The organism is Chloroflexia bacterium SDU3-3, assembly GCA_009268125.1.
Classification (GTDB): domain Bacteria; phylum Chloroflexota; class Chloroflexia; order Chloroflexales; family Roseiflexaceae; genus SDU3-3.
Window position 1 is genome coordinate 159,373 of the sequence record WBOU01000002.1, and the last position, 23,990, is coordinate 183,362.

Sequence of the window (23,990 nt, forward strand, 5' to 3'; positions counted from 1 at the left end):
AAATTGGCCCAAAACGCCGATCTTCCAGCCCGCGCGGGTTCTCTGCAACGGTTTGCGCTGCGGCTACGTCATAGCACCATGCGACCTATGGCGTAGGCTGATAAGCGCATCCTGATCGTTTATACCCGATAGAGGGGCACGCTGCGAAAGTTGCTATAATAGTTTTATGAGGCCTTCTTGGGCGTGGACCAACATTCATCACAGTAGGATCTTTATTCATGACCAGCCTGAACCTTCTAGGGCAGACTATCGACGGCTTTGAGATTCTGAGCGAGCTTGGGCGCGGCGGGATGGCGGTGGTCTACCGCGCCCGCCAGCAGATGCCCAGCCGCTATGTCGCGCTGAAGGTGCTGCCGCCCGAGTTTGGCCGCGATGCCAGCTACATCGCCCGCTTCCGGCAAGAGGCCGACAGCGCCGCCGCGCTGGAGCACCCGCACATTGTGCCGATCTACGCCTTTGGCTCGTCGGAGAGCCTGCACTATATCGCGATGAAGCTGGTCTCGGGGAGGACGCTCAAGAGCCTGATCGATGTGCAGGGTGCGATGCGGCTGGAAGATACGATTGTGGTGCTTGAGCAGATCGCCGACGCGCTCGACTACGCCCACCGCAACGGCGTGATCCACCGCGATATCAAGCCCTCGAATGTGATGCTGGATGATGGCGGCTGGGTCTACCTCACCGACTTCGGCCTGGCGCGCGGGATGACATCCTCGCTGCTGACCCAGACCGGCACCGTGATGGGCACGCCCGCCTACATGTCGCCCGAGCAGGCCGAGGGCCGCACCAACATCGGCCCCGCATCCGATCTCTACTCGCTGGGCGTGATTATCTACGAGATGCTGACCGGCCAGATGCCGTTTGAGGCCGAGACCTCGCAGGGCGTGCTGGTGGCGCGGCTCTACCAGCCGCCCCGCCCGCCCCGCCAGCTGCGCCCCGAGCTTTCGCCCGAGGTCGAGGCGATCATCCTGCGCGCGCTGGGCCGCCAGCCCGAAGATCGTTTCCCGTCGGCCCGCGATCTGGTGTCGGCCCTGCGCGATGCCGAGCGCGCCGAGGACAGCGCGCCGCCCGCCGCCGCCGAGTATGCGCCCGCCCCTGTCGTCGAGACTGTCCCGACGGTGGCCATGCCCCTGACGCGTCCTGTTGCGCCCACGCCCACGCCGCTGCCCACGCCGCCCGTGGGTGTACCGCATGCTGCGCCGCCCCACGTGGGGCGCACGCGCCACGCGCCGCCGCACGCGGTGCCGAGCACCGGCCCGACCATGGCCCTGCCCACCATGGGCGATACGATCGCGGTCGGCCAGCGGCCCGGCGCCCACGACCACGCCGCCCGCCCCAAGCGCAGCTGGCGCGGCTGCCTCGTCGGCTGCGCCATCGCGGGCGTGCTGATGCTGGGTGGCGCCGCCGGGGGCGCATACCTAGTCTACACCTACGGCGTCCAGATCTCGCAGGCCGATGATGCGCGGCGCATGCTGGCCACCAGCGGCGATATGAAGGCCTCAATTGCCTCGCTTGAGCAGCTGCAGGCGGCCCACCCCGATCTCGATGAGGCCAAAGAGTATCTGGCGCTGACCTACCTGCTGAGCGGGCGGAATGCCGATGCGGTGCGGCTTGCGGAGCCTTTCGCGGACAAGGGCATGTACCCGCCGCTCGGCGGCGTGGTGCTGGCCATGGCCAAGGCCGAGCGCGGCGAGTATCAGCACGCCCTAGAGGCGATCGATCAGGCGATCGACCACGATAGCGGCTACGCGCTGGCCTACGCCGTGCGGGCCTCGATCAACGCCGACCGCGGGGCCGCCAGCTTCGACCGCGACCTGTTTTCCAAGGCCGCCCACGATCTGGATCTGGCCAATGTGAAGCTCTCGAACGAAGACCCGCTCGACCGCGCGCTGATCTTTGCCGCCACGGCCCACGTCCACCGCCAGAGCTACGAGCTGAGCGACGACAGCGCCGAGCTGGCGAAGGCCTCCGAGGCGCTGGAGCAGGCGGTGAAGCTTCAGCCCAAGCTAGCCTACTTCCACGCCGAGCTGGGCTATATCTACAGCGCCCAGGGTGAGCACGATAAGGCGCGACAGGCCTTCCAGGATGCGCTGGATGCCGATCACGGCTATGTGCACGCGCAGGTGGGCCTGGGCTGGAACGCCTACTATACCAAGGACTACGAGGCGGCGGTGCGGCTGTTCGATCAGGCTATCCAGATGCGCTCCGACGATGCCGACGCCCACCTGGGCAAGAGCTACGCCCTGGCCGAGCTGAGCACCCCCGACTACCAGGCCGCCGTTGCCGAGGCACGGCTGGCCGCTAGCCTGGCCCCCGACCGCCTGGATGTGCAGAGCGAGCTGGGCTGGGCCTACCGCAATCTGGGCAGCAGCCTGAGCGATAATGCCGCCCGCAAGGATCAGTACACCCAGGCCGAGCAGCAGTTCCGCCGCGTGCTTGAGAAGAACGACCGCTTCTTCGATGCGCAGCTGGGGCTTGGCTGGGCGCTGCAGGATCTTGCTTTGCTGATCGGGGATGATGCCAAGCTGCACGATTCGCTCGATACCCTCGATCGCGCACTTGAGCTGAAGAAGAACCAGCCGTACGCGCTGAATGCACGCGGCTGGACCAACTACCACCTGAACGAATATGACGATGCCCTGGATGATTTCAACCAGGCGCTGGAGCGCGACGCGCAGTATGGCGACGCGCTGCTAGGCAAGGGCCGCACGCTTGTGGCGCTGGAGAAGCCCGATGAGGCGAAGGTGGTGTTTCAGGCAGCGGTGGATGCCGGAAGTACAACGGCGCAGTATGATCTCGACGAGCTTAAGTAGGTTGGTCTGTAGCTGATTGGCGCGGGGTGGGGAATGCTTCCCCACCCCGCGCTGCGCTAGTCGGCCAGCTGCTGCGCCATGAAGGCGATCGCCTTTCCCGAGCTGAAGTAGCCGAAGTGGTCGTTATCCAGCTGCAGTCGGCGGCTGCGCGGCACCAGCCCGGTGTCATCCAGCCGCGACATGCTCTCGGTGGGCACCACCAGATCGTTTGGCTTGTCGAAGAAGGTCTGGGCGGCGAAGCTGGCGAGCGCCTGCTGCATGGTGGGGCTGGCTAGGCCGCCGCTGGTGTAGCGCGAGCTGATCACGCTGTAGCGCACCCGGTCCTGGGCCTGCGCGATGATGCTGCCCTCGCGCGCTGCCGCGTTCAGCTTGGTGATGAACTCGCCGTCGGGCGTCATCGCGCCAATGCCCGGCAGGTCGAAGACCACCTGCGATGCGGCCTTCAGCACCAGCTCAAGGATGCGCGGTACCCACACCAGCCCGCCGGCGGGCGCGGCCAGCACGCTGGCCGCCGTCATGCCCAGCGACACCAGCCGATCCCAGCGCTCGGGGTCGGCCAGGCGCGTGCCGCCGTGCGGGGTGCCATTGGTGATCAGCCTGCGGATGTTCAGCTTGGGCTGCGGCTCGATCAGCTCCACCAGGCTGCGCGCCACCAGCCCGCCTCGGCTGTGGGCCACCACATCCACCGACAGCTCCAGGTCGTCAGGGATCATGGCCAGCAGCTCGCGGGCGTTGTGCTCGGGGTCGCACCAGATCGTCGGGTGGTCGTAGCCGATGATCGCATCGTACTGCTGGCCCAGCTGGGTGAACCACTCGTTGGTGCCCGGGCCGCCCAGCATGCTGCCGAAGCCGTGGATGAACAGCAGCACGCGGTGCGGCTGCCCGGGCTTGAGCAGCATGCGCCAGCCCTCGAAGCCCTGGATGGGCGCGAAGCTCTGGGCGGGATCCCACAGCACCCCGGCCCACGGCTCGCCCTCGGCCCTGCGGATGCTCTCGTGCAGGGCGCTGTCGAAGGGGCTTTTCAGCACCTGCACGGCCCGCTTTACGATCGCCCCGCCCAGCTCGCTGCCCACAACACCACCGATGATCTCGCCCACGCCCAGCACCGCGCTATCGCCGCCCGGCCCCGCGAGCGCCACCGGGTTGATCGGGAAGGTGAGTGTCTCGGGGCCGCCCAGCACCGCGCCATCGTCGCCCGCAGGCTGCTGGGGCAGCGTGAAATCGTAGATCAGGCCGTCGGCGGTCTCGACCGTCTGCATCAGCACGTAGGCGGCGCGCTCGTCGGGCAGGAACTCAAGCGCGCCCTGGGTGGGCTGGCCGAGCACCGCCGAGGGCGTGGCGGCGGCATCGTGCAGGATGACGGCGGGCGCGGCTGGCTCGAACAGGCCCAGCGCGTCGGCTGGGCCTGCCCCCGCGCCGCCCGCGCTCAGCACGGCGTCGCCCGGCTTGGCCACGGTGGCCCTGGCGCTCCACTGGTTGCCAAGGCGCAGCTTCATATCTTTGGTCAGCGGGATGCTTCCTCCACGGCCTCCTGGGGTTCGCGACGCCATCGAGTTCTCCTTCTACTAGGCGATGTCGCACGTGGGCCTGATCATACATCGCCAGATTTTCTTGCGCAATAGGCGCTCTGGTACCAAGCAGGGCCTATGAGTTCTCGACACACCAACGATGTTTACCACCAAGACACCGAGGGCACGCAAAAGAGCGAATATCACAAAGATTCGAAGGCACGAAGCCAACCGGTCGCGCAGAGCGGCATACTGCCGAGCATGTCGGCAATGGGCAACCTGCATCGCCGCTTTCCCCAGCCTAGTGGTTGCAGAACATGATAGATCCTGTAGATCTAAAATCGCTGGCCGTGTGTTTTTGAAGCCTGTTTTTCGGTTGCGAGGCTGTGGCGCTCGCGCTTAACGAGCAGATTCTCTTTTACGGTTGAGTTTTTTGGGAAAACAAAGAAGAAAATAGCTAAACAGTGGTCTATATCATCGTAGCAATGGTAATTGGTAGTAATGATATGAAAAAAGGCGTTAAAAAAGTCCGAAGGGAACTGGTGTGAACCAGTTCCCTTCGAACAAGAGAAGAGAGGAGAAGGAGATGTTTGGATTATAGCATGTGCGATACCGATTGCAAGAGCTTTATCGTGTAATAAGGTCAAAAAGAGCGTTAATAGTCAACCTTTTACGTGCGGTTGATTTTGCACTACCTTTGGGTGTGGTACAATCGCCCAAAGTTTCCGCCGCGTTTCCATGGAGCAACCGTGCGCCGCCACCACCTGCTGCTGATCTTCGCCCTGGCCCTCGCGCTGCGCTGCTACGGCCTGCTCTCGCCGCTGCTCGACACCCACTCGTGGCGGCAGGCCGACACGGCGGCGATCGCCCGCAACTTTGTGGCCTCGCACTACCAGTTCTCGCACCCGCAGATCGACTGGGGCGGCACCACTGAGGGCTATGTTGAGAGCGAGTTTCCGCTCTACACTGGCGCGCTGGCGCTGCTGTTCGGCGCGTTCGGCCCCCACGCCTGGCTGGGGCGGCTGCTCACCGCGCTGATCAGCGCGCTCACGCCGCTGGCGCTGTACGCGCTGGTGATGGCGGCGGGCGGGCCGCGCCGCGTGGCGCTCTACGCCGCGCTGGCCATGTGCGTGCTGCCCTTCCCGGTGTACTTTGGCCGCACCGTCATGCCCGACTCGCTGATGCTGCTGCTGGCCACGCTGGCGCTGTGGGCTTTCTGCCGCTGGGTGCGCGATCCATCCCCCGCGCGGTTTGCCCTGGCCCTGGCGCTGGCCGCGCTTGCGCCCCTGGCCAAGACTCCCAACCTCGTCATCCTGGCCGCGCCGCTGGCTGCGCTGGCGCTGGATGCCCGCCCGTGGCGGCGCTGGCCCCAGCTGCTGCTCTATGGCCTGTGCTTTGCCGCGCCCGCGCTGCTGTGGACCCGCTACGCCGCCACGCTGCCCGCCGATGCGCGCTTTTCGTTCGGCATTGGCGAGAAGCTGTTCGACCGCGCGTTGCTGGCCGATCCGCAATTCTACATAACCGTGATGCGCTGGGCAGTGGAGGATGTGGCGACCTGGGCGGGTGCGGCGCTGGCTGCTGCGGGCGCGCTGGCCTCCCTGCGGGCTAGGCGCTGGGCGGCGACGCTGCCGCTGGCCTGGCTGGCGGGCGTCGCGCTCTTCCTGCTGGTGGGCGCGGCGGGCGTGATTGGGCAGGAATACTATGTGCTGCCGCTGGCCCCGCCGCTGGCCTGGCTGGCCGCGCTGGGGCTGGATGCGGCCCAGCGCTGGCTGGCCAGTCGCTGGCGTGTGGCCGCACTGGCGCTGCCGATGGCGGTGCTGGCCGCCGTGGTGGCGCTCTCGGCCACGCGCATCGCGCCCATGTACCGCACCGCCGACCTCTACGGCCAGTTGGGGCGGCGGCTAGATGCGGCCCTGCCGCAGGGCGAGCGCGTGGGCCTGATCTCGCCCGCCGTCTCCGAGCTGCTCTACTACGCCCAGCGCAAGGGCTGGCGGCTTGACCCCGGCGTGATCGTCCCTGGCGGCCTGGCCTCGCTTGGGCCGGATCTGGGCGTGCGCTATGTGCTGATCACCGACCCATGGCTCAGCGAGCGGCGCGAGCAGCTGGCCGCCGACCTGCGCAGCTTCCGCCGCATCCCGGTCGGCCCCTACGCGCTGCTGCTCGACCTGCAGCAGCCAGGCTACGCGGGCGAGTTCGAGCTGGCCTGGGATACCGGCCACGTGGTCGAGCCGCCCTTCCTCGACCTCTGGCGCGATATGGGCGGCGCTGCCGAGCTGGGCCAGCCGCTCAGCGATGCGCTGGAGACCGGCGAGGGGCGCGTGCAGTACTTCGAGCGGCTGGTGCTGCTGCGGCACAAAGGGCGCACCCGCTTCGCGCCCGCCGGGCGCTGGCTGCTGGCCGCGCGCGGCCAGGCCGAGCAGCCCAGCGCCGCCGCCCCGGCCTTCGCCGACGCGCAGCGGCGCTACGGCCTGGGCGACGCGCTCGGGCCGCTGGCGGATGGCGTGCAGATCTTCGAGAATGGCGCGCTGCAGCAGGCGGCGGATGGCCGCGTGTCGTTCGCGCCGCTGGGTCGCTGGCTGCTGGATGCGCGCGGGCTGAGTGAGGATGCCCAGCTTGAGCTTTCGCGCTAGCTGTATGCACGACCTAGGTGATTAATATTTCTGATCAGGAGAAAAGAGGAGCGATATGGCGCAGATCTTCCACATGGCCCCAGCGGAGCGCTGGCGCACATGGCCGCAGGGCCAGGACTACCTGCCCGCCGAGTACGCCGCCGACGGCTTCATCCACTGCACGCGCGGCGAGGAGCTGATGCTGCAGGTGGCCAACAGCTTCTACCGCGCCCAGCCGGGCGACTTTGTGCTGCTAGTGATCGAGGCTGATCTGCTGGCCGCCCCCGTGCGCTGGGAGCGGTCGGCAGATCATCTCGCGGCGGAGTTTCCACACATCTATGGCCCGATCAACCGCGCCGCCGTGGTGGCCGAGCGCCTGATGCTGCGCGACACCAGCGGCGACTTCATCGGCATTGTGGCGGGCTAGCGCGACACTAGCCGCGCCCCCGCGCCGCCGCCGTTGGCGATGGTGAACTGCACCAGCGGCAGCGCATCCAGCCGCCGCTGCACCTCGGCGCGGTCGGCCTCGGCGCAGATCACGTGCACGTTCGGGCCAGCGTCGATGGTGAAGTAGGCCAGCAGGCCCTCGTCGCGCCAGCCGCGCACGGCGTGGATTACCTGCATGGTGCCCGCGCTCCAGTAGAACGAGGCCGGGCTGGATGTCATGCAGACCGCGTGCATCGACACCGCATCGGCCTCCATGGTCTCGCCCAGCAGCCGCAGGTCGCGCCGCTCGATCGCCTGGCGGGTGGCCGCAAGGCGCGCGGGGATCTCGGCCAGCCGCACCGCAAAGTACGCGCTGGTCACGGCCAGGCGGTGGTTCTCGGCGCTGCCGATCTTCTTCGCGCCCGCATCCACCACCGCCACCACATCGGCCAGCGCCCAGTGCTCGGCGGGGGCCAGGCTCACCGCGTAGGAGTCGCGGTCCCACGCCTCGGCGTCGAACGGCCCCTCGGGCACCAGCCACTCGGCGTAGCCCGTGGGGATGGAGCGCGAGGCCGAGCCAGAGCCGCTGAGCCGCGCCAGCCGCGACAGCTCGGCCTCGCCCACATCCAGCCCCAGCGCCGCCGCGCCCGCCAGGGTCAGCGCCGCGAACGCCGCCGCCGAGGAAGCGATGCCCGCATCCGAGGGGAAGTTGTTCTCCGACATCACCCGCGCCCGCGTCTGCACCCCCGCCAGGGCGCGCAGCCTGTCCAGGTGGCGCACCACGCGGCCCAGCGGCCCGCCGCTGGCGGCCTGCGGCTGCTGGCCGTACAGCGTCAGCGTCACCTCGTCGGCCTCCAGCGCGGGGTCGAAGCTCACGGTTGTGGTCGTCAGGCAGCTGTCCAGGTTCAGCGAGATCGAGCCGTTGTAGGGCAGTATCCGCTCGCTGTCCTGCACGCCCCAGTACTTGATAAATGCGATATTCGCTGGTGCGATGGCCGTGGCCGTGCGTTCCTGCATGTCTCTTCCTTCAAAAATATGCACCGTCGAGGTGTGCGTGTCTTCCTAGCGCTCGCCCGCCGAGATCCGCAGCAGCAGGCCGATGATCAAGAAGTTCATCAGCACCGACGAGCCGCCGTACGAGATAAAGGGCAGCGTGATGCCGGTGAGCGGGATGAGCCGCAGGTTGCCGCCGATGATGATAAAGGTCTGCACCGCCAGGATGGTGGTCAGCCCCACCGCCATCAGCTGCTCGAAGCCGCGGAACCGCCCGGGCACCCGCAGCGCGATGTGGAAGCCTCGGAACACCAGCAGCAGGTAGGCGATCAGCACCGCCAGCGTGCCCGCCAGGCCCATCTCCTCGCCAAACGAGGTGAAGATAAAATCGGTGTGCGCCGCCGGAACCACTGTGGGGTAGCCGCTGCCCAGCCCCGTGCCCAGGATATTGCCCGCCGAGAAGGCGTAGATCGCCTGCACGATCTGGTAGCCGGTGTCGTGCACGTGCGCCCATGGGTCGAGCCAGATCGACACGCGCGTCTGCACGATCGCGATGATCCGGTAGAGCACCATGGTGCCCACGCCGAACGCGCTCAGGCCCGCGATCACATACCAGCCACTGCTGGTGGCCACGTACAGCATAGCCAGAAACACGCTGAAGAGCATGAGCGCCGCGCCCAGGTCGCGCTGGAAGATGATCAGACCCATGGCCATGCCCCACATGCTCACCAGCGGCAGCAGGTAGGGCAGCGGCGGGATGGTGAGCGGCCCCAGCTTGTAGCCGCGCGCCACCAGCTCGCGATGGTCATCCAGGTACGAGGCCAGGAAGATCACCAGGATGATCTTCAGCAGCTCCGAGGGTTGGAACAGGATCGGCCCCAGGCGGAACCAGGCCCGCACGCCGCTGTCGTTGGGGTCGATGCCGAACACAAAGGTCAGCACGATCAGCACGATACCGAGGAACAGCCACACGTAGCGCTGGTGGCTGAGGAAGTCCATCAGCGAGGTGCGGAAGTAGCGGCGCATCAGGTCATCCCAGGGCACAAACAGGATGGCCGACATCACCAGCAGCCCCACCGAGACCCACATGGTCTGGCGCGTGTCGATGCCCTCGTAGCAGGGGTAGGCGATGCCATTGGCCCCCTCGCACATGCGGTCGAGCAGGGCTGGCTCCAGCCGCGCGATCATCAGCAGGCCCAGGCCGGTGAGCAGCGCCACCAGCGGCAGCAGCATCTGGTCGGCGTTGGACATGCGCCAGCTCATGCCGATGGAGATCGGGATGAACAGCAGGATGGGCAGAATCGACGGCCAGAGGACGTCGAGCAGGCCGTGGGCGGTCGGCACCAGCTGCTCGGTGCCCAGCACGCCCACCACCAGCACATAGCCTGCCCCAAACAGCAGCAGCGCGGTGAGGAGCAGCTGGATCTCAAGGGCGCGCAAGCGCCGGATGTAGTACATCATGTATTTCTACCATTGCTTGCTGCGCGGTGGCGGTATGGCGCGGGAGTGGCTTGGGGGAGTGGGGGCGCGATGCCCCCACGGCGGCTCCGCAGGCTGCGGCGTGGCGCGCCACAGCCCCGGCAGCGGTCGGTCGGCGCTAGATGTTGAACAGGAAGTGGCAGATGTCGCCATCCTGCACGATGTAGGTCTTGCCCTCCATGCGCACCGTGCCCTGCTTCTTGGCCTCGACCATGTTGCCCGCGCGCATCAGGTCGTCGTAGGCCACGATCTCGGCGCGGATGAAGCCGCGCTGGATGTCGGAGTGGATGGTGCCAGCGGCCTCGACCGCCGGGATGCCTTTGCGGATAGTCCATGCGCGCACCTCGTCGGTGCCGGCGGTGAGGAAGCTGATCAGGCCCAGCAGATCGTACGACTTCTTGATCGCGCGGTCGCGGGCGGCCTCGCTGATGCCCAGATCCTCCATGAACGCGGCGGCGTCCTCGTCATCCATCTGGGCCAGCTCGGCCTCGATCTTGCCGCTGATCGCCACCACGTCGCTGCGCTTGTGCTCGTACTTCACCTCGGGCGGGCTGGCGATCTGGTCGTCGCCGGTGTTCACCACCACCAGCATGGGCTTGGCCGAGAGGAACTGGTAGCCTTTGACTAGGCGCTCCTCGTCCTCATCCAGCTCGATGTCGCGCACCGGGATCTCGCTCTCCAGCGCCTGCTGGATCTTCAGCATCACCTCGCGCTCGGCGATCCGTTGCTCTTTGTCCTTCGACGACATCTTGTTGATCTCGGCGGTCAGGCGCTGCAGCCGCCGCTCGATGATCGCCATGTCCGAGAACATCAGCTCCATGTCCAGCGTGGCGATGTCGCGCTCGACATTCACCGAGCCCTGGGGGTGCGGCACGTTCTCATCCTGGAAGGCGCGCACCACATGCAGGTAGGCGTCGGCACCCTGGATGTAGTTCAGCAGCGCGCCCGGCAGGCCGCCGCTCTGGTGCTCGCCGCTGATGCCGCCCACATCCACATACTGCACGTCGGCGGGCGTCAGCTTGCGCGGGTTGAACATCTCGGATAGCTTGGTCAGGCGCTCGTCGGGCACCTTCACCATGGAGATGTTCGGCTCCAGTTGGCCCGAGGCGTAGGTGGTGGTCTCGGCGGTGCCGCGGGTGAGCGCGTTAAATACCGTTGTCTTCCCGCTGTTGGGAAGACCGATGATAGCCATTTTCATGCAGCTTCTACCTTAAATGAAAGATGTCTGTCTGGCCACGCGGCCAAAAGCATACAAAGGGTGCTCTGAATTTTTGCTCGGGTTAGCTGGCTGCTGCTCCACCGCGCCCGCCGTGCGGCAGACGCAAAAACGCCGTGCTGCTGGTGCGTGGCGTGGTAGATTCCCCCCAATCTCCGTGCAGTATAACAAGCCGCGCTCATTCATGCAACCGCACTCTGATGCGCTATCAGGGTCTATGCGTTCTGTCTAACGCGGCATCGCATCACCGTACCTTGGTAATGCATGCGTTTTCTTCCATTCGTGTCTTCGTGCCTTCGTGGTATTCGTTCCCGTTTGTTCTTTGGTGTCTTGGAGCCTTGGTGGTAAACATTGTTGGTGGCGTGGCCCGTGAGTGCATCGTTTTGGGCCTCACCGACGTCTAAACCGTAGCATATTTGATATTAGTCGCATATGGGCTATACTATGCCTGTGCAAAACGATGCCGCGCCTCAACCAACCTGCTGCACGCACGAACAGCCGCACTGGTGCGCAGGGCTGTTTTTCCCCGCCGCGATGCTGTGGCCCAGCTCACAATGAAGGAATAGCCATGCACTTGGAGGAGCGTATCGCCCTTGCCAGGGCTGGTGACATCGCCGCCTATAGCGAGATCTACCGGCAGTATGCGGTCGGCATCCTCCGCTACCTCTACGCGCGCCTGGGCGACCAGGAGCTGGCCCAAGAGCTGACCCAGGAGGTGTTTGTGCGCGCGCTGCACAACCTGGGCGTGTTCGAGAGCCGGGGCGAGCTGCTGTTTTTGGGCTGGCTCTACCAGATCGCTGGCGATGTGCTGGCGGGCTATGCCCAGCACGCCGCATTGCCGCGCACGCCCCTGGATGGCGGGGGCGAGCTGCCCAGCCAGCCCGGCCCCAACCGCTCTACCCTGCGCCGCATGCTGCTGCGCCTCCCCGAGCAGCAGCAGGTGCTGCTGGCGCTGCGTTTCTTCGCGGGCATGTCGGCCAGCGAGATCGCCCAGGCGCTGCGTGTGGCCGAGCCTGCGGTGCTTGAGCGGCAGCACCAGGCCCTGGCCGCCCTGCACCAGCTGATCGAGCGTGGCGAGCCTGCCCCAGCCCCAGCCGCACCCGGCGCCCCCGACCCCTACCGCGTGCCCGATGGGCCGCTGCAGGGCCGGGCGCTTGACAGCACGATCGATATGATGGAGTACCGACGCAGTGGAACATCGGCTCAGCACGACTCTTGATCAGGCGCTTGCGCTGATGCAGGCCGGGGCCAGCGTAGAGGAGTGTCTCGCGCGCTACCCCGCCGACCAGGCCGCGCTGGAGCCGCTGCTGTGGGTCGCTGCGGCCATGGCTACGCAGGCCGCCGAGCCGCTGGGAGCCGATCTGGAGCTATGGCCCTACCTTGAGGGCGCGCACGAGCTGGCGGCCATAGCCGCGCTGCGGCGGCACACCCACCGCCGCAGCCAGCGGCCCACATCCCCCGCCGCGCTGGATACCGCGCTGGATCTGGCCCAGCTGGGCGGCCCGCCGCTGCCCTGCCTGGGCGAGCTAGCCCCCCTGGCCGATCTGGGCAGCGCGCTCTACGCCGAATCGCGCGAGCCGCTGCCACGCGAGATGATCGAGTGGCTGGCGGCTGGCGAGCGCGACATCCGCCAGCACGCCGAGCGCCGAGCAGGGCTGCCGCTGGTGCTGCGTGAGCGCCGCGCGCGCCGTGGGCTTGCGCAGGCGGCGCTGGCCACGCTGGCCGCTGCCTTCATGCTGCTGGCGGTTGACCAGGCCTCGGCAGAGAGCTTGCCGGGCCAGCCGCTCTACGCCTGGAAGCTGGCCCGTGAGGATCTGGCAGTGGCGATCACGCCAGATGCTGGGCCGCGCGGGTGGCTGCACGTGCGCTATGCCCAAGAGCGCATGAGCGAGGCGCAGGCCCTGATCTCCAGCGGGGTTGCGGCTGACTCGCCGCTGGTGGCGGGGGCCATGCACAGCGCCCTGGAGCACTCGCGCAGCGCCCTGAGCAACGCCACGCTGGCAAATACCTACCCCAATGTGCTGCCAGCGCTCAGCCAGATGGCCAGCGAGTCGCGAGCAACGCTTGCCCAAGTTGAACAGGCCGAGCAGCCCGGCCCCGCTCTGGCCGAGGTGCGGCAGGTGCTAGATGAGATCGCTGGCCCGTCGGTGCTGCCAGCCGTCGCGTCATCCACGGTGTCGCCACAGCCCACAGCTACGCTGGCGGTGGCCACCCCCGTGCGCACGAGCGCGCCCGCCAGCCCTACCGCAGCATCGGCTGTGCCTACCGCCGCTGCGACACGCCCGCCCACCGCCGCGCCGACGCCCGCCCTATCCGCTACGGTGGTTGCAGCTACGGCCACAGCTACGCCGATCGCGACCGCAGCAGCTCAGCCGACGCTGCCCCCGAGCGCGACGCCCGTGCTGCCGAGCGCGACGCCGCAGGCCACGGCCAGCGCGACGCCGCAGGCCACGGCCACCGTTACAGCCACCGCCACGGCAATGCCAAGCGCCACGGTAATGCCAAGCGCCACGCCGACGGCCACCGCCACACCCACCGCCCTGCCCACCGCCACACCCACGGCTACGCCGAGTGCCACGCCCACGGTGCCGCCGAGCGAGACGCCTGCGCCGAGCGAGACGCCCGTGCCGCCAACAGAGCTGCCGCCGAGCGAGACGCCTGCGCCGAGCGAGACGCCCGTGCCGCCAACAGAGCTGCCGCCGAGCGAGACGCCCGTACCCAGCGAGATATCTGTGCCCAGCGAGATCGTCACGGCAGAGCCGCAGGAATAGCAAAGCCCCGCCCTCCAGCCGAGGGCGGGGCTTTGCTATTCCTGCGCCGAGGGGCTAGCCGTAGATCCAGCCGTCCACGTTGCGCTCCATCTCCACCAGCTCGTCGGCCTTGAAGAACAGGTTCACCTCAAGCTCGCCATTCTCGGGCGAGTCCGACGCGTGGATCAGGTTGCGGCTGGTCTCCAGGCCGAAGTCGCCGCGGATGGTGCCAGGGGCGGCGTTGACCGGGTTGGTCGCGCCGACCATGGTGCGCACGGTGGCCACAACCTCTTTACCTGTGACGGCTAGCACCACCACCGGGCCGGAGGTGATGAACGAGATCAGGCCCGGGAAGAACGGCTTGCCCTCGTGGACGGCGTAGTGGCGCTTGGCTAGGCTCTCATCCATGTGGATGAGCTTCATGCCGATCAGCTTCAGCCCGCGCTGCTCAAGGCGGGTGAGGATCGCGCCAACAAGCCCGCGCTGGACAGCATCGGGCTTGAGGATAATCAGTGATCGCTCCATGATCTGAATCTCCTTCTCAGTCTCGCTTAATAAGATGCCGTAAGGCTCTATGTCGATAATATCCGTTTGCCACGCCAAATAATACCATAGCTTTTTCATCACAAACTCAGAAAACGGGCAAGGTATCAGCACTTTTGGCAAAAATGTGATGAAAGAAAAGGGAAAGCGCTTGATATTACGTTAGGGTGCTAGTGTTTTAGCATCCTCTGCTGCCGACACACAAAAGCGGTGGCCTTTCGACCACCGCCGCTTGCGTGTGTGGAGCGGCAGGGCTAGATGGGGAGTGCTTCGCCGATGCGCTTGGACGCGCGTCGCATTTCCATCTTCACCAAGCCCAGGTTGACCATCCGCTGGGTGATCACAACCAGGATCAGGTCTTTCGCCTCAAGCATCAGGATAGACCCTTGCTCAGCATCAATGATGCTGTCCACCAGGGTTCCAACGCCGATCCGTTTGGTCGCTTTATCTATCTCGCCGAAGACTGCGGCGGACATGGCACCCAAAACCTCGGCATCTTCTTCATCGAGTAGCGTACTGGCGACAACAAGGCCATCCTTGCCCACCAGCAGGCTTCCGATTACGCCTTCTACTCGGATCAAGTCTTCGACGATCCGTCGCATTGCTGCAGCCTTTCCCTTAGCACAGTTAGTTGTTGCCGTAGATCCAGTTGTACTCACTAATTGCGTCGTCGATACGCCCCTGCTTTGAGTAGGCGTCACCGAGGAGGCGGTGCAGCCGCTGTAGCGTGTGCGGATCGTCTGTGTCGCTAATCAGGTCGGACAGATCGTCGACGACGATGTCAAGCAGTACATTCTGGCGGATGATGTTCTTGTACTGCTGAATAGCCGCCTCTGCCTGCCCGATCTGCCCACTGATGCGCGCCAGCGAGAGCCGAAGCGCATGGTTCTGGGGGTCTTGCTCAAGCCGCTTCAGGTAGCTGCCCAGGGCAGGCACCTGCTCGGAAAGCGAGTTGGAAAGCCCTGGGCTCTGCCGGGGCTGCACAATCGGCGTCGGCTGCTGCGCAGGTGTGGGCTGCGCCGCCGGTTCAACAATGTGCGGGGTCGCTGCCACGGGCGGCGTATCCACCGGCCTGCTGGGTGCAGGCGTGGGCGTCTTCGGCTCCTCGGGCGTCGGTTCGGCCAGGATGTCATCGAGCGAGAACGAGCCGATGTCGAGCGAGGGGCTGGCGCTGGCCTTTGGCGTCTCCGGGAGATCCGGCTCAAGGCTGGCAAGCTCCTCTTCGGTGAGCCCCAGATCGCTCAGGGCAAACGGGGTCATCTCCGGCTCATCCTCATCGTCGGCTGGGGCCGGGGTTGCCGCAGGTGCGTCGCCCAGGCCTAGGTCGGCGATCTCATCGTCGGAGAGGCCAAGGTCGGCCAGCGAGAACGGGGTCATCTCCGGCTCGGCGGCAGGCTCGGGGGTGGTCTCCGGGATGTCATTGAGGCCCAGGTCGGCGATCTCGTCCTCGGAGAGGCCAAGGTCGGCGAGCGAGAACGGGGTCATATCGGACTCATCGGCCACCGGCTCTGGCTCACGGGTCTTCGGGGCTGGCTCGCCCAGGCCCAGGCTGGCAATCTCGTCATCGGAGAGGCCCAGGTCGCTGAGCGAGAACGGGGTCATGTCCGGCTCTTCGGCGGTGGGGCGCACATCGGCAAAGTCGATCTGGGAGAGGTCATCGGCTTGCTCTTCCTCCTCGACCTCGTACTCGGCCTCCATGTCCACTTCCTCATCGCCATCGAAGATCTTGATGTTGTTCTCGTGCAGGATCTGCCCGATCTGCTCGATGCGCTCGGCCTCGGCCTCGGGGTTCTCAACCCCAGCGATGATGTCGGCAATATCGACATAGCCCTGCATCGTGCCCAGGTCAAGCAGCCGATCCAGCAGAGGGTCGCCGGTGCCGGTGGCGGCGGGTTCTGGCTCTGGCTCCGGCTCGGGGTCAAAGTTGAGGTCGAGATCGAAGCTTGACAGTGGCTCCGGCTCTGGCTCTGGCTCTGGTGTCGCTGGCGTGCTCTCGCTGAGCTGGAATTCGCTCAGGTCGATGTCGCCGCCCATGTCCAGGCCCTTGAGCTCTTCCTCGGTGATGCGCAGGCCGGTGTCCTCGGGCTGGTCGTCAAGCCCAAGGGCGTCGATCTCATCCTGCGAGAGGCCCAGGTCGCTCAGCGAGAAAGGCGAGAGCGAGTCGAATCCTGCGGCGAGGTCATCTTCCGCGTGGGTCTCGGCCACCGGCTTCTCATCCGCTGGCTCCTCATCCACTAGCTCAAGTGCGCCCAGCGAATCATCCGATAGGAAGTCGAAGTCGTCGGCCTGTGGGCTTTCGGCCTCGGGGGCTGCCTCGATCACTGGCTCGGGTGTGCTTGGTGTGGCCGAGGCCGCCTCGGCAGGCTCGTCATCGCCGAGCATGCTGGTGAAGCTTTGGGCCGCACCACTGTTGCCGCCCAGGCCCAGCGCGGCGATCTCCTCGGGGCTAAGCCCAAGGTCGGCCAGCGAGAACGGCTGGATCTGGCCGCTGGAGAGACCAGCGCTCAGATCTTCCACATTCTCGTCTTCGTGTGCGGGCTTGGATGCCTCGGGTGTGCTCGGCGTGGCGGCAGCCTCGGCAGCCAGTTGCTCGTGGGCCGCGCCTTCTGCTGTGTCGTCACGCAGCGAGATGTCATCCATCGAGAAGATCATGCGGTCGTTTGGCGTCTCCTCGAAGTTCTCGCTGAGCGGCGGCTCGATCGGCTGGAACGAGTCGATCTCTTGCTCCTTGCGCGTCTTCAGCTTGGAGAAGATAGATTCGCCATCCGGCATCAGCGGGTCGCGCTCACCGGTCACCGGGTCGACATAGGCGGGGCGAGGGCGCTGCGTGGGCTGCTGCCAGCTATACCCGCCGCTCTGCGCGATGGTGTCCTCGTCGTCTTCGCTCGATGGCTCGTCGCGGTTGAACTTTGGCTCGGGCGGGATGAAGCTGCTCGATCGCGGCTGCCCCATCGGGGCATCATCCAGCGAGAAGGGCTGGAGCGATGGAGGAAGCCCACCACCACCGTTGTCGAGGTCAAGCTCGTCGAACGAGAATGGCAGCAGGTCATCGGGTAGGTCATCTTGCTGGCTGCTTGGATTCTGGCCAGGGATGCCAAATGGCATGTCGGGTGTGGCGCTGCCGATCTGCCCAGCGTTGATGCTGGCGATCTCGTCGTCGGAGAGGCCAAGGTCGGCGAGCGAGAAGGGCGTCATCTCCGGCTCGTCGGCTGCAGGCGCGGCGGTAGAGGCGCTGTCGATGCTGGCAATCTCGTCGTCGGAGAGGCCAAGGTCGGCGAGCGAGAAGGGCGTCATCTCCGGCTCGTCGGCGCTCGGCGCGGCGGTAGAGGCGCTATCGATGCTGGCGATCTCGTCGTCGGAGAGGCCAAGGTCGGCGAGCGAGAAGGGCGTCATCTCTGGCTCGTCGGCTGCAGGCGCGGGAGACTCGGTCACGCTGGCGTCGCTGATGCTGGCGATCTCGTCGTCGGAGAGGCCAAGGTCGGCGAGCGAGAAGGGCGCCATCTCCGGCTCGTCGGCGCTCGGTGCGGCGGTAGAGGCGCTGTCGATGCTGGCGATCTCGTCGTCGGAGAGGCCAAGGTCGGCGAGCGAGAAGGGCGTCATCTCCGGCTCGTCGGCTGCAGGCGCGGGAGACTCGGTCACGCTGGCGTCGCTGATGCTGGCGATCTCGTCGTCGGAGAGGCCGAGGTCGGCGAGCGAGAAGGGCGCCATCTCCGGCTCGTCGGCGCTCGGTGCGGTGGTAGAGGCGCTGTCGATGCTGGCGATCTCGTCGTCGGAGAGGCCAAGGTCGGCGAGCGAGAAAGGCGCCATCTCCGGCTCGTCGGCGCTCGGCGCGGGAGACTCGGTCACGCTGGCGTCGCTGATGCTGGCGATCTCGTCGTCGGAGAGGCCAAGGTCGGCGAGCGAGAAGGGCGCCGTCTCCGGCTCATCGGCCACGAACTCACCTGGTTGGGTGATCTCGCTTGCCGACGGGCTGGATGTGATGCCCTCGATCTCGTCATCGGAGAGACCCAGGTCGCTGAGCGAGAAAGGCGTGAGCGGCGGCGCGTCGTCCTCTTTTGCGCCACCTGCGCCGAAGTCTAGGTCATCCAGCGAGAAGGGGTTGGCGTTGATCGGCTCGGTTATCTCGTCGATCGGTGCGCTGGGGGCCGCCTTGGGTGCGGCTGCGGCAGCTGCGGCTGCGGCAGCTGCGGTGGTGGCACCAGTGCCCGCCAGCAGCACAGCCAGGAAGTCATCGTTGTTGCCCGCGCTGACGGCAGCGGGCTGCGGCGTGCGCTGCGGCGCGGCGACAGGTGTCTCTAGCTCGGCGATCGGGATGGGGCGCGTGGCGGCGGGCACGGGCTGCTTCTCAAGCTCGCGCTGGCGCAGCCACTCATCGGCGTCCCACTCGGGCAGCTCGGGGTTCTGCTCGGAGCCAGCGGGCAGCGTGTCGAAGAGCACCTTGCCGACCGTCAGGTAGGGGTCGATCTGCAGGGCGGTGTCCCAGTAGCGCTGGCCATCGGGCTTGCCCTGGGCGAGGTAGATGTAGCCGAGCAGCAGGTTGGCCTTGAGCGACTCGGGCCGCTGGGCCAGGATGTCCTTGGATTGAGCGATGGCCTCGTTTTCCTGGCCGTCGCGCCAGAGCGCCTCGGCCAGCGCGACCTTCGCATCCTGGCGAGCGGGCTGCTCGGTGATCACCTGGCGAAACTCGTTGATCGCCTGGGGCAGCATGTGCCCTTTGGCGTAGAGCCGCGCGAGGCCGGCCTTGCTGATTCCGACCTGGGCATGCTCTTTGCCCCAAGCCTCGGTGTAGAGACGCTGCAGCTGAGTGCGCAGCTCCGTCATGTCCTGGCGAATTTCCCAGGCCTGTTCGAACTCCAGCACTGCGCGATCGAGCTTACCTTGCCGTTCGTACGAGATGCCAAGGCCCACGTGGGCCGGAATATTTTCCGGGTCTGAGCGCAGCACACGATCGAATGCTTCTTGAGCCTTGTCGAGCTGCCTGCTGGCAAGATAGGCCTCGCCAAGGATACGATAGGCTTCAAGGTTATTCGGGTAGTAGTTGAGGATGTGCTGGGCTAGCCCGATGGCACGCTCCGGATCGTTGCTCTCAATCCAGCGCCGGGTCTGGTCATAGGCCCCTTGGAGGCTCATCGTAGCCATATCGCTCCTCCCACCGTCGGCTCCGCGTGCGATTTCATCATAGTGTAATGTTTTACGGATACGGACGGGTCTTGTGGTACCGAAGGCGAAGCAACGCGCTATAATGCGTAAATCTAGTGCCCATTATAGCCTATGTGTCAAACCCTCGCAAGACACTGCCGCTTGCAGCGAGCGCACAAAATCCCCGCCGCCTTGCGCCGCTGCGTCGTAACGCATGTGCTGCGCTCCGAAATATCGCCACATTCTAGCATGACAACTCTATAGCTGTGTTGCTGTCGGTAAGCAGAATAACAACAGTTTACACTACATGGGCTAGGTTTTTGCTCTTTGATCGCGTTTCAATGCGTTTTTTTGGGGCATGCTAGCCAAGGCGACTTGCAGAATTAGGAGGAACGTACTACCACAACACGCATGCGTGCATCGGCGTGAATAGTGCACATCAGATCAAATGTTCCAACATTAAAGAACTGCTGCTGAAATGTTTGGCCTGGCTCGATCTTGTAGGGGCCGATCTGCACCGCCTGCTGGTCGTCGTTGCGGATCACTAGGATGTCGCGCAGGCCGAGGGTCATGGTGATGGTGGATGGGAGGACATCGAGTGGCTGCCCAGCGGCGACACGCTGGATGGTGCCCTGCGGGATGACGTACTCGACCTTGCGATTGGCCTCGCGCTGCTGGTGGGTCTGCCAGCCGGTGGCGGCTGCCACGCAGGCGATCAGGAAGGCGCAGATGCCGATGAGTATGATTTTCCAGCTCATAGATGTCCTCTCTCCACTTCGGGCAGGGCGGCGTGCGCCGCCCTGCCCTGCGGGCTACTTCTCGCGGATGGGGGCGGTGACCGTGACCTCGCCTGCGGTGGCGAAGGTGAGCTTGAGCGTGATGCTCTCGCCCGCCACCAGCGGCTTGGTGAGGCCGATCAGCATCAGGTGGTAGCTGCCGGGCTTCAGCGTGACGCTGCCGCCCGCCGGGATCTCTAGCCCGCCCTCGACGGGGCGCATAGACATCACGCCGTTTTCCTCGATCACATTGTGGACCTCGGCGGTCTTGGCGGCGTCGGTGCTGACGCTCACCAGCTTGTCGGCGGCGCTGCCGCTGTTGGCGATGACCATGTAGGCCGCGCCCATGCCGCCATCCATGTCGCCCATGCCGCCCGCCTCGGCGGTGGCCATGCTGCCCATGCCGCCCGCCTCGGCGGTGGCCATGCTGCCCATGCCGCCGCTCATCTGCGAGGCGCGCGCCCAGGGGCTGCTAATGCTGATCGCGCCTGCCTTCACATCGGCGGCGCTGGATGCGGCGGCGGTGCTGGCGGCTGGGGCGGTGGCGGTGCTGCTGCCACATGCGGCCAGGGCCAGGGCGAGCGCTGCCGTGGGCAGGATGGTGTGGAGTTTCATGGGATCTGCCTTTCTGCTGAATCTATCGCGAAGAAACTAGGAGTTGTTCACAAGGTAGCGGGTGTCGCTGGCGATGTCCTCGGATGTCACGCCGAATGGCATCATCGCCCGCCAGTTGCCGTCTTTGTCGATCACATAGATGAATGCCGAGTGGTCCATGGTGTACTGCAGCTTCGAGTTCGGCAGCTCGCGGCGGATGGCGGTGACGCCGTACGACTTCATCACCGGCGCGATCTCCTCCTGGGTGCCGGTGAGGCCGATGAAGGTGGAGTCGTAGTTGTGGACGTAGGTGCCGATCTTCTGCTGGTTGTCGCGGGCGGGGTCGACGGTGATCAGGGCGACCTTGATCCGGTCGGCGTCGCCGCCGAGCTGCTTGCGGGCGGCGGCGATGTCGGCCAGGGTGGTGGGGCAGACATCGGGGCAGGATGTGAAGCCGAAGAACAGCAGCACCACATTGCCCTTCTGCTGGCTGAGCGTGAAGGGCTGGCCGTTCTGGTCGGTCAGGGTGAAGTCGGGCGCGGGCTTGGCTGGCTCGATCACCGTGCTGCGAAAGGTGTAGGGCTGGCCGCACGAGCTGAGGGCGAGCAGGCTAACCAGGGCGAGCAGGATCAGGGCGGGCATTCGTTTCATAGTGTGTCCTCTTTTGGTGTGTGATACCGACGGCACGGCTGGCGGCTCGCCTCGGGCGGCTAGGGCCGCGCGGCCTTGACAATGTCGGCCTGGAAGGTATGGCGGATGTCGTCGTACCCTGGGCGGCGCACGATCACCTCGATCTGCCAGCGCCCGCCCATGGAGATGTAGCTGCCGCGCGCGGTGTAGCGGCCGTCGCCGCCCGGCTTCATCTCGGCCTGGATGGTGCCCATCTCCATGCCCACCATGGTGAAGTCGATCAGCACCGTGGCGGGCGCGGCATCCGCGCCCTGGCGGGTGTCGCGCACATCCACGGCGAACTCGTTCTCGCCGATCTGCGCGGGCGCGACCTGGAGCCGGATGCTCGCGCCGTCGAGATCGGCGGTCTGGCTGATGCCGAGCTTGCTCTGCTCGGCCCAGGCGGCCTTGCTAGGGGCCACGCTGGTCATCGCGCCCACGGCCAGCAGCACCAGCGCGCCCAGGGCCAGCTCGCCCGCGATGCTGCGCCCGAAGCGGCGGGCCAGGCCCGTGCCGCCCTTGCGCAGCCCTGGCGAGAGCACCAGCAGGTTCCACGCCCCCAGCGCCAGCAGCAGCGCGAACAGCGCCAGCTTGGCGGCCAGCGCCCGCCCATAGGTGGTGTCGCGCAGCAGCGCGGGCTGGCCAATGTGCAGGAAGTAGCTGTAGGTGCCGCTGGCGGCCAGCACCAGCACGCAGGCCACGGCCAGCGCCGAGAAGCGCGGGATGAGCCTGCCCAGCGGCAGTGCGTGGTCTCTGCGCTCGCGCGCGCCCCACAGGGCCATGCCCAGCGGGGCCAGCCCGCCCACCCAGGCCACTGTGGCCGCGATGTGCAGCCAGTCGAGGGCGGTGGCCAGCGCCGCGCCCTGCGGCTCGGCGGCGGCGTGGCTGCCCAGGCTGAAGGTGAGCACCTGCGCGCCACCCAGGCCCAGGGCCAGCCACCACGGCCAGGCCGCGCCCGCGCCAGGGGCGGGCAGCCGCGTGGCCAGGGCCAGGGTGGCCAGCCCCAGCGCCGCGCGGGCCACCAGTAGCCCGCCGGTGTAGCTGCGCAGCAGCGCCGCCGCAGGCTGGCCCAGGGCCTGCCACGCGGGCACGCCCGCCGCCGTGGCCGCCTGATCGATCAGGAAGACCACGGCGGCCAGCAGCCCGGCGGCGCTGCCCGCCACGATCAGTCGGCGCAGGTGCCTGCCAAACGACTGGTCGATCGCGGTGTAGTCGGCCTTTTGGTCGGCGGCGCTGGCCGCGCGGAAGGCGGGACGCCACACCAGCAGCGCGAAGGGCACCCCGCCCAGCGCCGCGACCAGGGCCAGCAGCCCCATCCAGCGTGTGGCCGCGCTGCCCAGCGGTGGCGCGGCGGTGGCTGGCTCTACCGCGCCCGGCGGCGGGATGAGTGCAGCCTGCGCGACGGCCACGCCCACGCCGAACGGCACGCTGCCCTCGGTCACGTGCCCATCCACCGCCGAGCGAGCGCGCCAGAGCGCGGTGTAGGTGCCCTTGGGCAGGGTGCCCAGCGCCAGCCGCAGCGTGTGCGGGTCGGCAGGGTCGATGCTGCCGGGGCCTGCATCCAGCAGCGCGTTGCTGGAGTCGAAGAGCTGCACGCGCGAGAAGTCAGCGTCGAGCTGCTCGCTGAACTCCAGCACGATCTCGGCGGGGGCCTGATCGAGCGTGCTGCCCACGGCGGGCGTGGAGCGCACCAGCCCGGCGTGCGCCCACGCGGGCGTGGCCGTGGCCAGCAGGGCCAGCGCGACAATGGTGATGGCGAGAAACCTGCGCATGGCTGTGGCTAGGCCTGCTGGCCCTGGGCCTTGGCCGGCGCGGCCTGGGCCTTGGCCGGTGCCTTGCGCAGCAGCACAAACAGCGCCGCGATCAGCGCGATCGCGCCCACGGCAATGCCGGTGATCCCGATGGCGCGGGCCTGGGCCACCTGGTCGAGCAGATCTTGGCTGGTCGGCTCGGCGGCGGGGAAGGCCACCGTGGCCTTGGCGTTCACGTTGCCGAAGGTCTCGGGGCCGCTGGTGAGCGAGAGGTCCACTGGCGTGCCCTCGATGGTGCCGAAGATGCGCCAGGTGTAGGTGCCCGCCTTCGTTGGGATGACATCGGCGGTATACGCGCCATCCTGGCCCCACTGGGCGTGGATGGCGAACTCCTGCTTGCTGCCGCCGTAGGTCAGCTCGGCCTTGAGCGTGTCCTCTAGGTTCTTGACTGGCTGGCTGGTCTTCTCGTTGGTCACGCGCAGGTCAAGGCCGTTTGGCTCGCCCTGGTAGGCTGGCTCGTTCAGGAAGCCGATCACCAGCTCGTAGTCGCCCGCCTTCAGGTGGCCGTGGGCCGACGCGGTGGGCATGGCGATGGGCGCGAGCAGCGCGCCAGCAAGCACGGCCAGGGCCGCGATCCGGGTTGCGATCTTCATCTCTTCTCTCCTTCGAAATACATCATTCGTTGTAAGGGCTGGTCGAGCGGCGCATGGCAGCAGATCGGCCATGG

The 23,990-nt window shown here is 66.6% G+C and carries 17 protein-coding genes; 5 read left to right on the plus strand and 12 right to left on the minus strand.

Features of this window, described 5'->3' with window-relative positions; genetic code table 11:
- Positions 1-218: 218 nt before the first annotated feature.
- Positions 219-2,810: a protein kinase gene (locus F8S13_03580; GenBank protein ID KAB8144923.1), complete on the plus strand. Its 2,592-nt coding sequence runs from the start codon at positions 219-221 to the stop codon at positions 2,808-2,810.
- Positions 2,811-2,866: 56 nt separating this feature from the next.
- Here F8S13_03580 and F8S13_03585 read toward each other — a convergent pair whose 3' ends face one another.
- Positions 2,867-4,360, minus strand: a complete 1,494-nt coding sequence (locus F8S13_03585) for a hypothetical protein (GenBank protein KAB8144924.1) — start codon at positions 4,358-4,360, stop codon at positions 2,867-2,869.
- 632 nt (positions 4,361-4,992) lie between these two features.
- Between F8S13_03585 and F8S13_03590 the strand changes: the two genes are divergently transcribed.
- On the plus strand, positions 4,993-6,948 hold the full coding sequence (locus F8S13_03590) for a phospholipid carrier-dependent glycosyltransferase (protein KAB8144925.1): 1,956 nt from the start codon (positions 4,993-4,995) through the stop codon (positions 6,946-6,948).
- A gap of 55 nt (positions 6,949-7,003) precedes the next feature.
- Positions 7,004-7,354 carry a DUF952 domain-containing protein gene (locus F8S13_03595; protein ID KAB8144926.1) on the plus strand — a complete coding sequence of 117 codons (351 nt, stop codon included), beginning with the start codon at positions 7,004-7,006 and terminating at the stop codon, positions 7,352-7,354.
- Here F8S13_03595 and mvaD read toward each other — a convergent pair.
- The 3 genes from mvaD to ychF all read right to left on the minus strand — a co-directional run bounded on the left by mvaD (position 7,351) and on the right by ychF (position 11,023).
- Entirely contained in the window at positions 7,351-8,370 is a 1,020-nt protein-coding gene (gene mvaD / locus F8S13_03600) for a diphosphomevalonate decarboxylase (GenBank protein KAB8144927.1), read from the minus strand. The two genes, F8S13_03595 and mvaD, sit on opposite strands and share 4 nt — an antisense overlap.
- A 45-nt stretch (positions 8,371-8,415) precedes the next feature.
- Complete coding sequence (locus tag F8S13_03605) at positions 8,416-9,807, minus strand: FtsW/RodA/SpoVE family cell cycle protein (GenBank protein KAB8144928.1); 1,392 nt, start codon at positions 9,805-9,807, stop codon at positions 8,416-8,418.
- 136 nt (positions 9,808-9,943) lie between these two features.
- Positions 9,944-11,023 carry a redox-regulated ATPase YchF gene (ychF, locus tag F8S13_03610; GenBank protein ID KAB8144929.1) on the minus strand — a complete coding sequence of 360 codons (1,080 nt, stop codon included), beginning with the start codon at positions 11,021-11,023 and terminating at the stop codon, positions 9,944-9,946.
- A gap of 478 nt (positions 11,024-11,501) precedes the next feature.
- Between ychF and F8S13_03615 the strand changes: the two genes are divergently transcribed.
- Positions 11,502-12,260 carry a hypothetical protein gene (locus tag F8S13_03615; protein ID KAB8144930.1) on the plus strand — a complete coding sequence of 253 codons (759 nt, stop codon included), beginning with the start codon at positions 11,502-11,504 and terminating at the stop codon, positions 12,258-12,260.
- Positions 12,232-13,812, plus strand: a complete 1,581-nt coding sequence (locus tag F8S13_03620) for a hypothetical protein (GenBank protein KAB8144931.1) — start codon at positions 12,232-12,234, stop codon at positions 13,810-13,812. The genes F8S13_03615 and F8S13_03620 overlap by 29 nt, the downstream gene beginning before the upstream one ends.
- A 54-nt stretch (positions 13,813-13,866) precedes the next feature.
- Here the strand turns inward: F8S13_03620 and F8S13_03625 are convergent, their stop codons facing one another.
- From F8S13_03625 to F8S13_03660, 8 genes are all read right to left on the minus strand, one after another.
- Complete coding sequence (locus tag F8S13_03625; protein ID KAB8144932.1) at positions 13,867-14,316, minus strand: nucleoside-diphosphate kinase; 450 nt, start codon at positions 14,314-14,316, stop codon at positions 13,867-13,869.
- Positions 14,317-14,588: 272 nt separating this feature from the next.
- Positions 14,589-14,936, minus strand: coding sequence for a dynein regulation protein LC7 (locus F8S13_03630; protein KAB8144933.1), 348 nt, complete (start codon positions 14,934-14,936; stop codon positions 14,589-14,591).
- Positions 14,937-14,961: 25 nt separating this feature from the next.
- Positions 14,962-19,473: a tetratricopeptide repeat protein gene (locus F8S13_03635; protein KAB8144934.1), complete on the minus strand. Its 4,512-nt coding sequence runs from the start codon at positions 19,471-19,473 to the stop codon at positions 14,962-14,964.
- Positions 19,474-19,856: 383 nt separating this feature from the next.
- Positions 19,857-20,231, minus strand: a complete 375-nt coding sequence (locus tag F8S13_03640; protein KAB8144935.1) for a hypothetical protein — start codon at positions 20,229-20,231, stop codon at positions 19,857-19,859.
- A 54-nt stretch (positions 20,232-20,285) separates the two neighbouring features.
- Positions 20,286-20,864, minus strand: a complete 579-nt coding sequence (locus F8S13_03645; protein ID KAB8144936.1) for a copper chaperone PCu(A)C — start codon at positions 20,862-20,864, stop codon at positions 20,286-20,288.
- 36 nt (positions 20,865-20,900) lie between these two features.
- Positions 20,901-21,494 carry an SCO family protein gene (locus F8S13_03650; GenBank protein KAB8144937.1) on the minus strand — a complete coding sequence of 198 codons (594 nt, stop codon included), beginning with the start codon at positions 21,492-21,494 and terminating at the stop codon, positions 20,901-20,903.
- Positions 21,495-21,553: 59 nt separating this feature from the next.
- Positions 21,554-23,284: a hypothetical protein gene (locus F8S13_03655; GenBank protein KAB8144938.1), complete on the minus strand. Its 1,731-nt coding sequence runs from the start codon at positions 23,282-23,284 to the stop codon at positions 21,554-21,556.
- 8 nt (positions 23,285-23,292) lie between these two features.
- Entirely contained in the window at positions 23,293-23,916 is a 624-nt protein-coding gene (locus F8S13_03660) for a hypothetical protein (GenBank protein KAB8144939.1), read from the minus strand.
- Between the last annotated feature and the right edge of the window lie 74 nt (positions 23,917-23,990).

Coding starts and splice junctions, on each gene's coding strand:
- F8S13_03580 (KAB8144923.1), top strand. CDS start 219: ATGACCAGCCTGAACCTTCTAGGGCAGACTATCGACGGCTTTGAGATT.
- F8S13_03585 (KAB8144924.1), bottom strand. CDS start 4,360: ATGGCGTCGCGAACCCCAGGAGGCCGTGGAGGAAGCATCCCGCTGACC.
- F8S13_03595 (KAB8144926.1), top strand. CDS start 7,004: ATGGCGCAGATCTTCCACATGGCCCCAGCGGAGCGCTGGCGCACATGG.
- mvaD (KAB8144927.1), bottom strand. CDS start 8,370: ATGCAGGAACGCACGGCCACGGCCATCGCACCAGCGAATATCGCATTT.
- F8S13_03605 (KAB8144928.1), bottom strand. CDS start 9,807: ATGATGTACTACATCCGGCGCTTGCGCGCCCTTGAGATCCAGCTGCTC.
- ychF (KAB8144929.1), bottom strand. CDS start 11,023: ATGAAAATGGCTATCATCGGTCTTCCCAACAGCGGGAAGACAACGGTA.
- F8S13_03615 (KAB8144930.1), top strand. CDS start 11,502: ATGCCGCGCCTCAACCAACCTGCTGCACGCACGAACAGCCGCACTGGT.
- F8S13_03625 (KAB8144932.1), bottom strand. CDS start 14,316: ATGGAGCGATCACTGATTATCCTCAAGCCCGATGCTGTCCAGCGCGGG.
- F8S13_03630 (KAB8144933.1), bottom strand. CDS start 14,936: ATGCGACGGATCGTCGAAGACTTGATCCGAGTAGAAGGCGTAATCGGA.
- F8S13_03635 (KAB8144934.1), bottom strand. CDS start 19,473: ATGGCTACGATGAGCCTCCAAGGGGCCTATGACCAGACCCGGCGCTGG.
- F8S13_03640 (KAB8144935.1), bottom strand. CDS start 20,231: ATGAGCTGGAAAATCATACTCATCGGCATCTGCGCCTTCCTGATCGCC.
- F8S13_03645 (KAB8144936.1), bottom strand. CDS start 20,864: ATGAAACTCCACACCATCCTGCCCACGGCAGCGCTCGCCCTGGCCCTG.
- F8S13_03650 (KAB8144937.1), bottom strand. CDS start 21,494: ATGAAACGAATGCCCGCCCTGATCCTGCTCGCCCTGGTTAGCCTGCTC.
- F8S13_03655 (KAB8144938.1), bottom strand. CDS start 23,284: ATGCGCAGGTTTCTCGCCATCACCATTGTCGCGCTGGCCCTGCTGGCC.
- F8S13_03660 (KAB8144939.1), bottom strand. CDS start 23,916: ATGAAGATCGCAACCCGGATCGCGGCCCTGGCCGTGCTTGCTGGCGCG.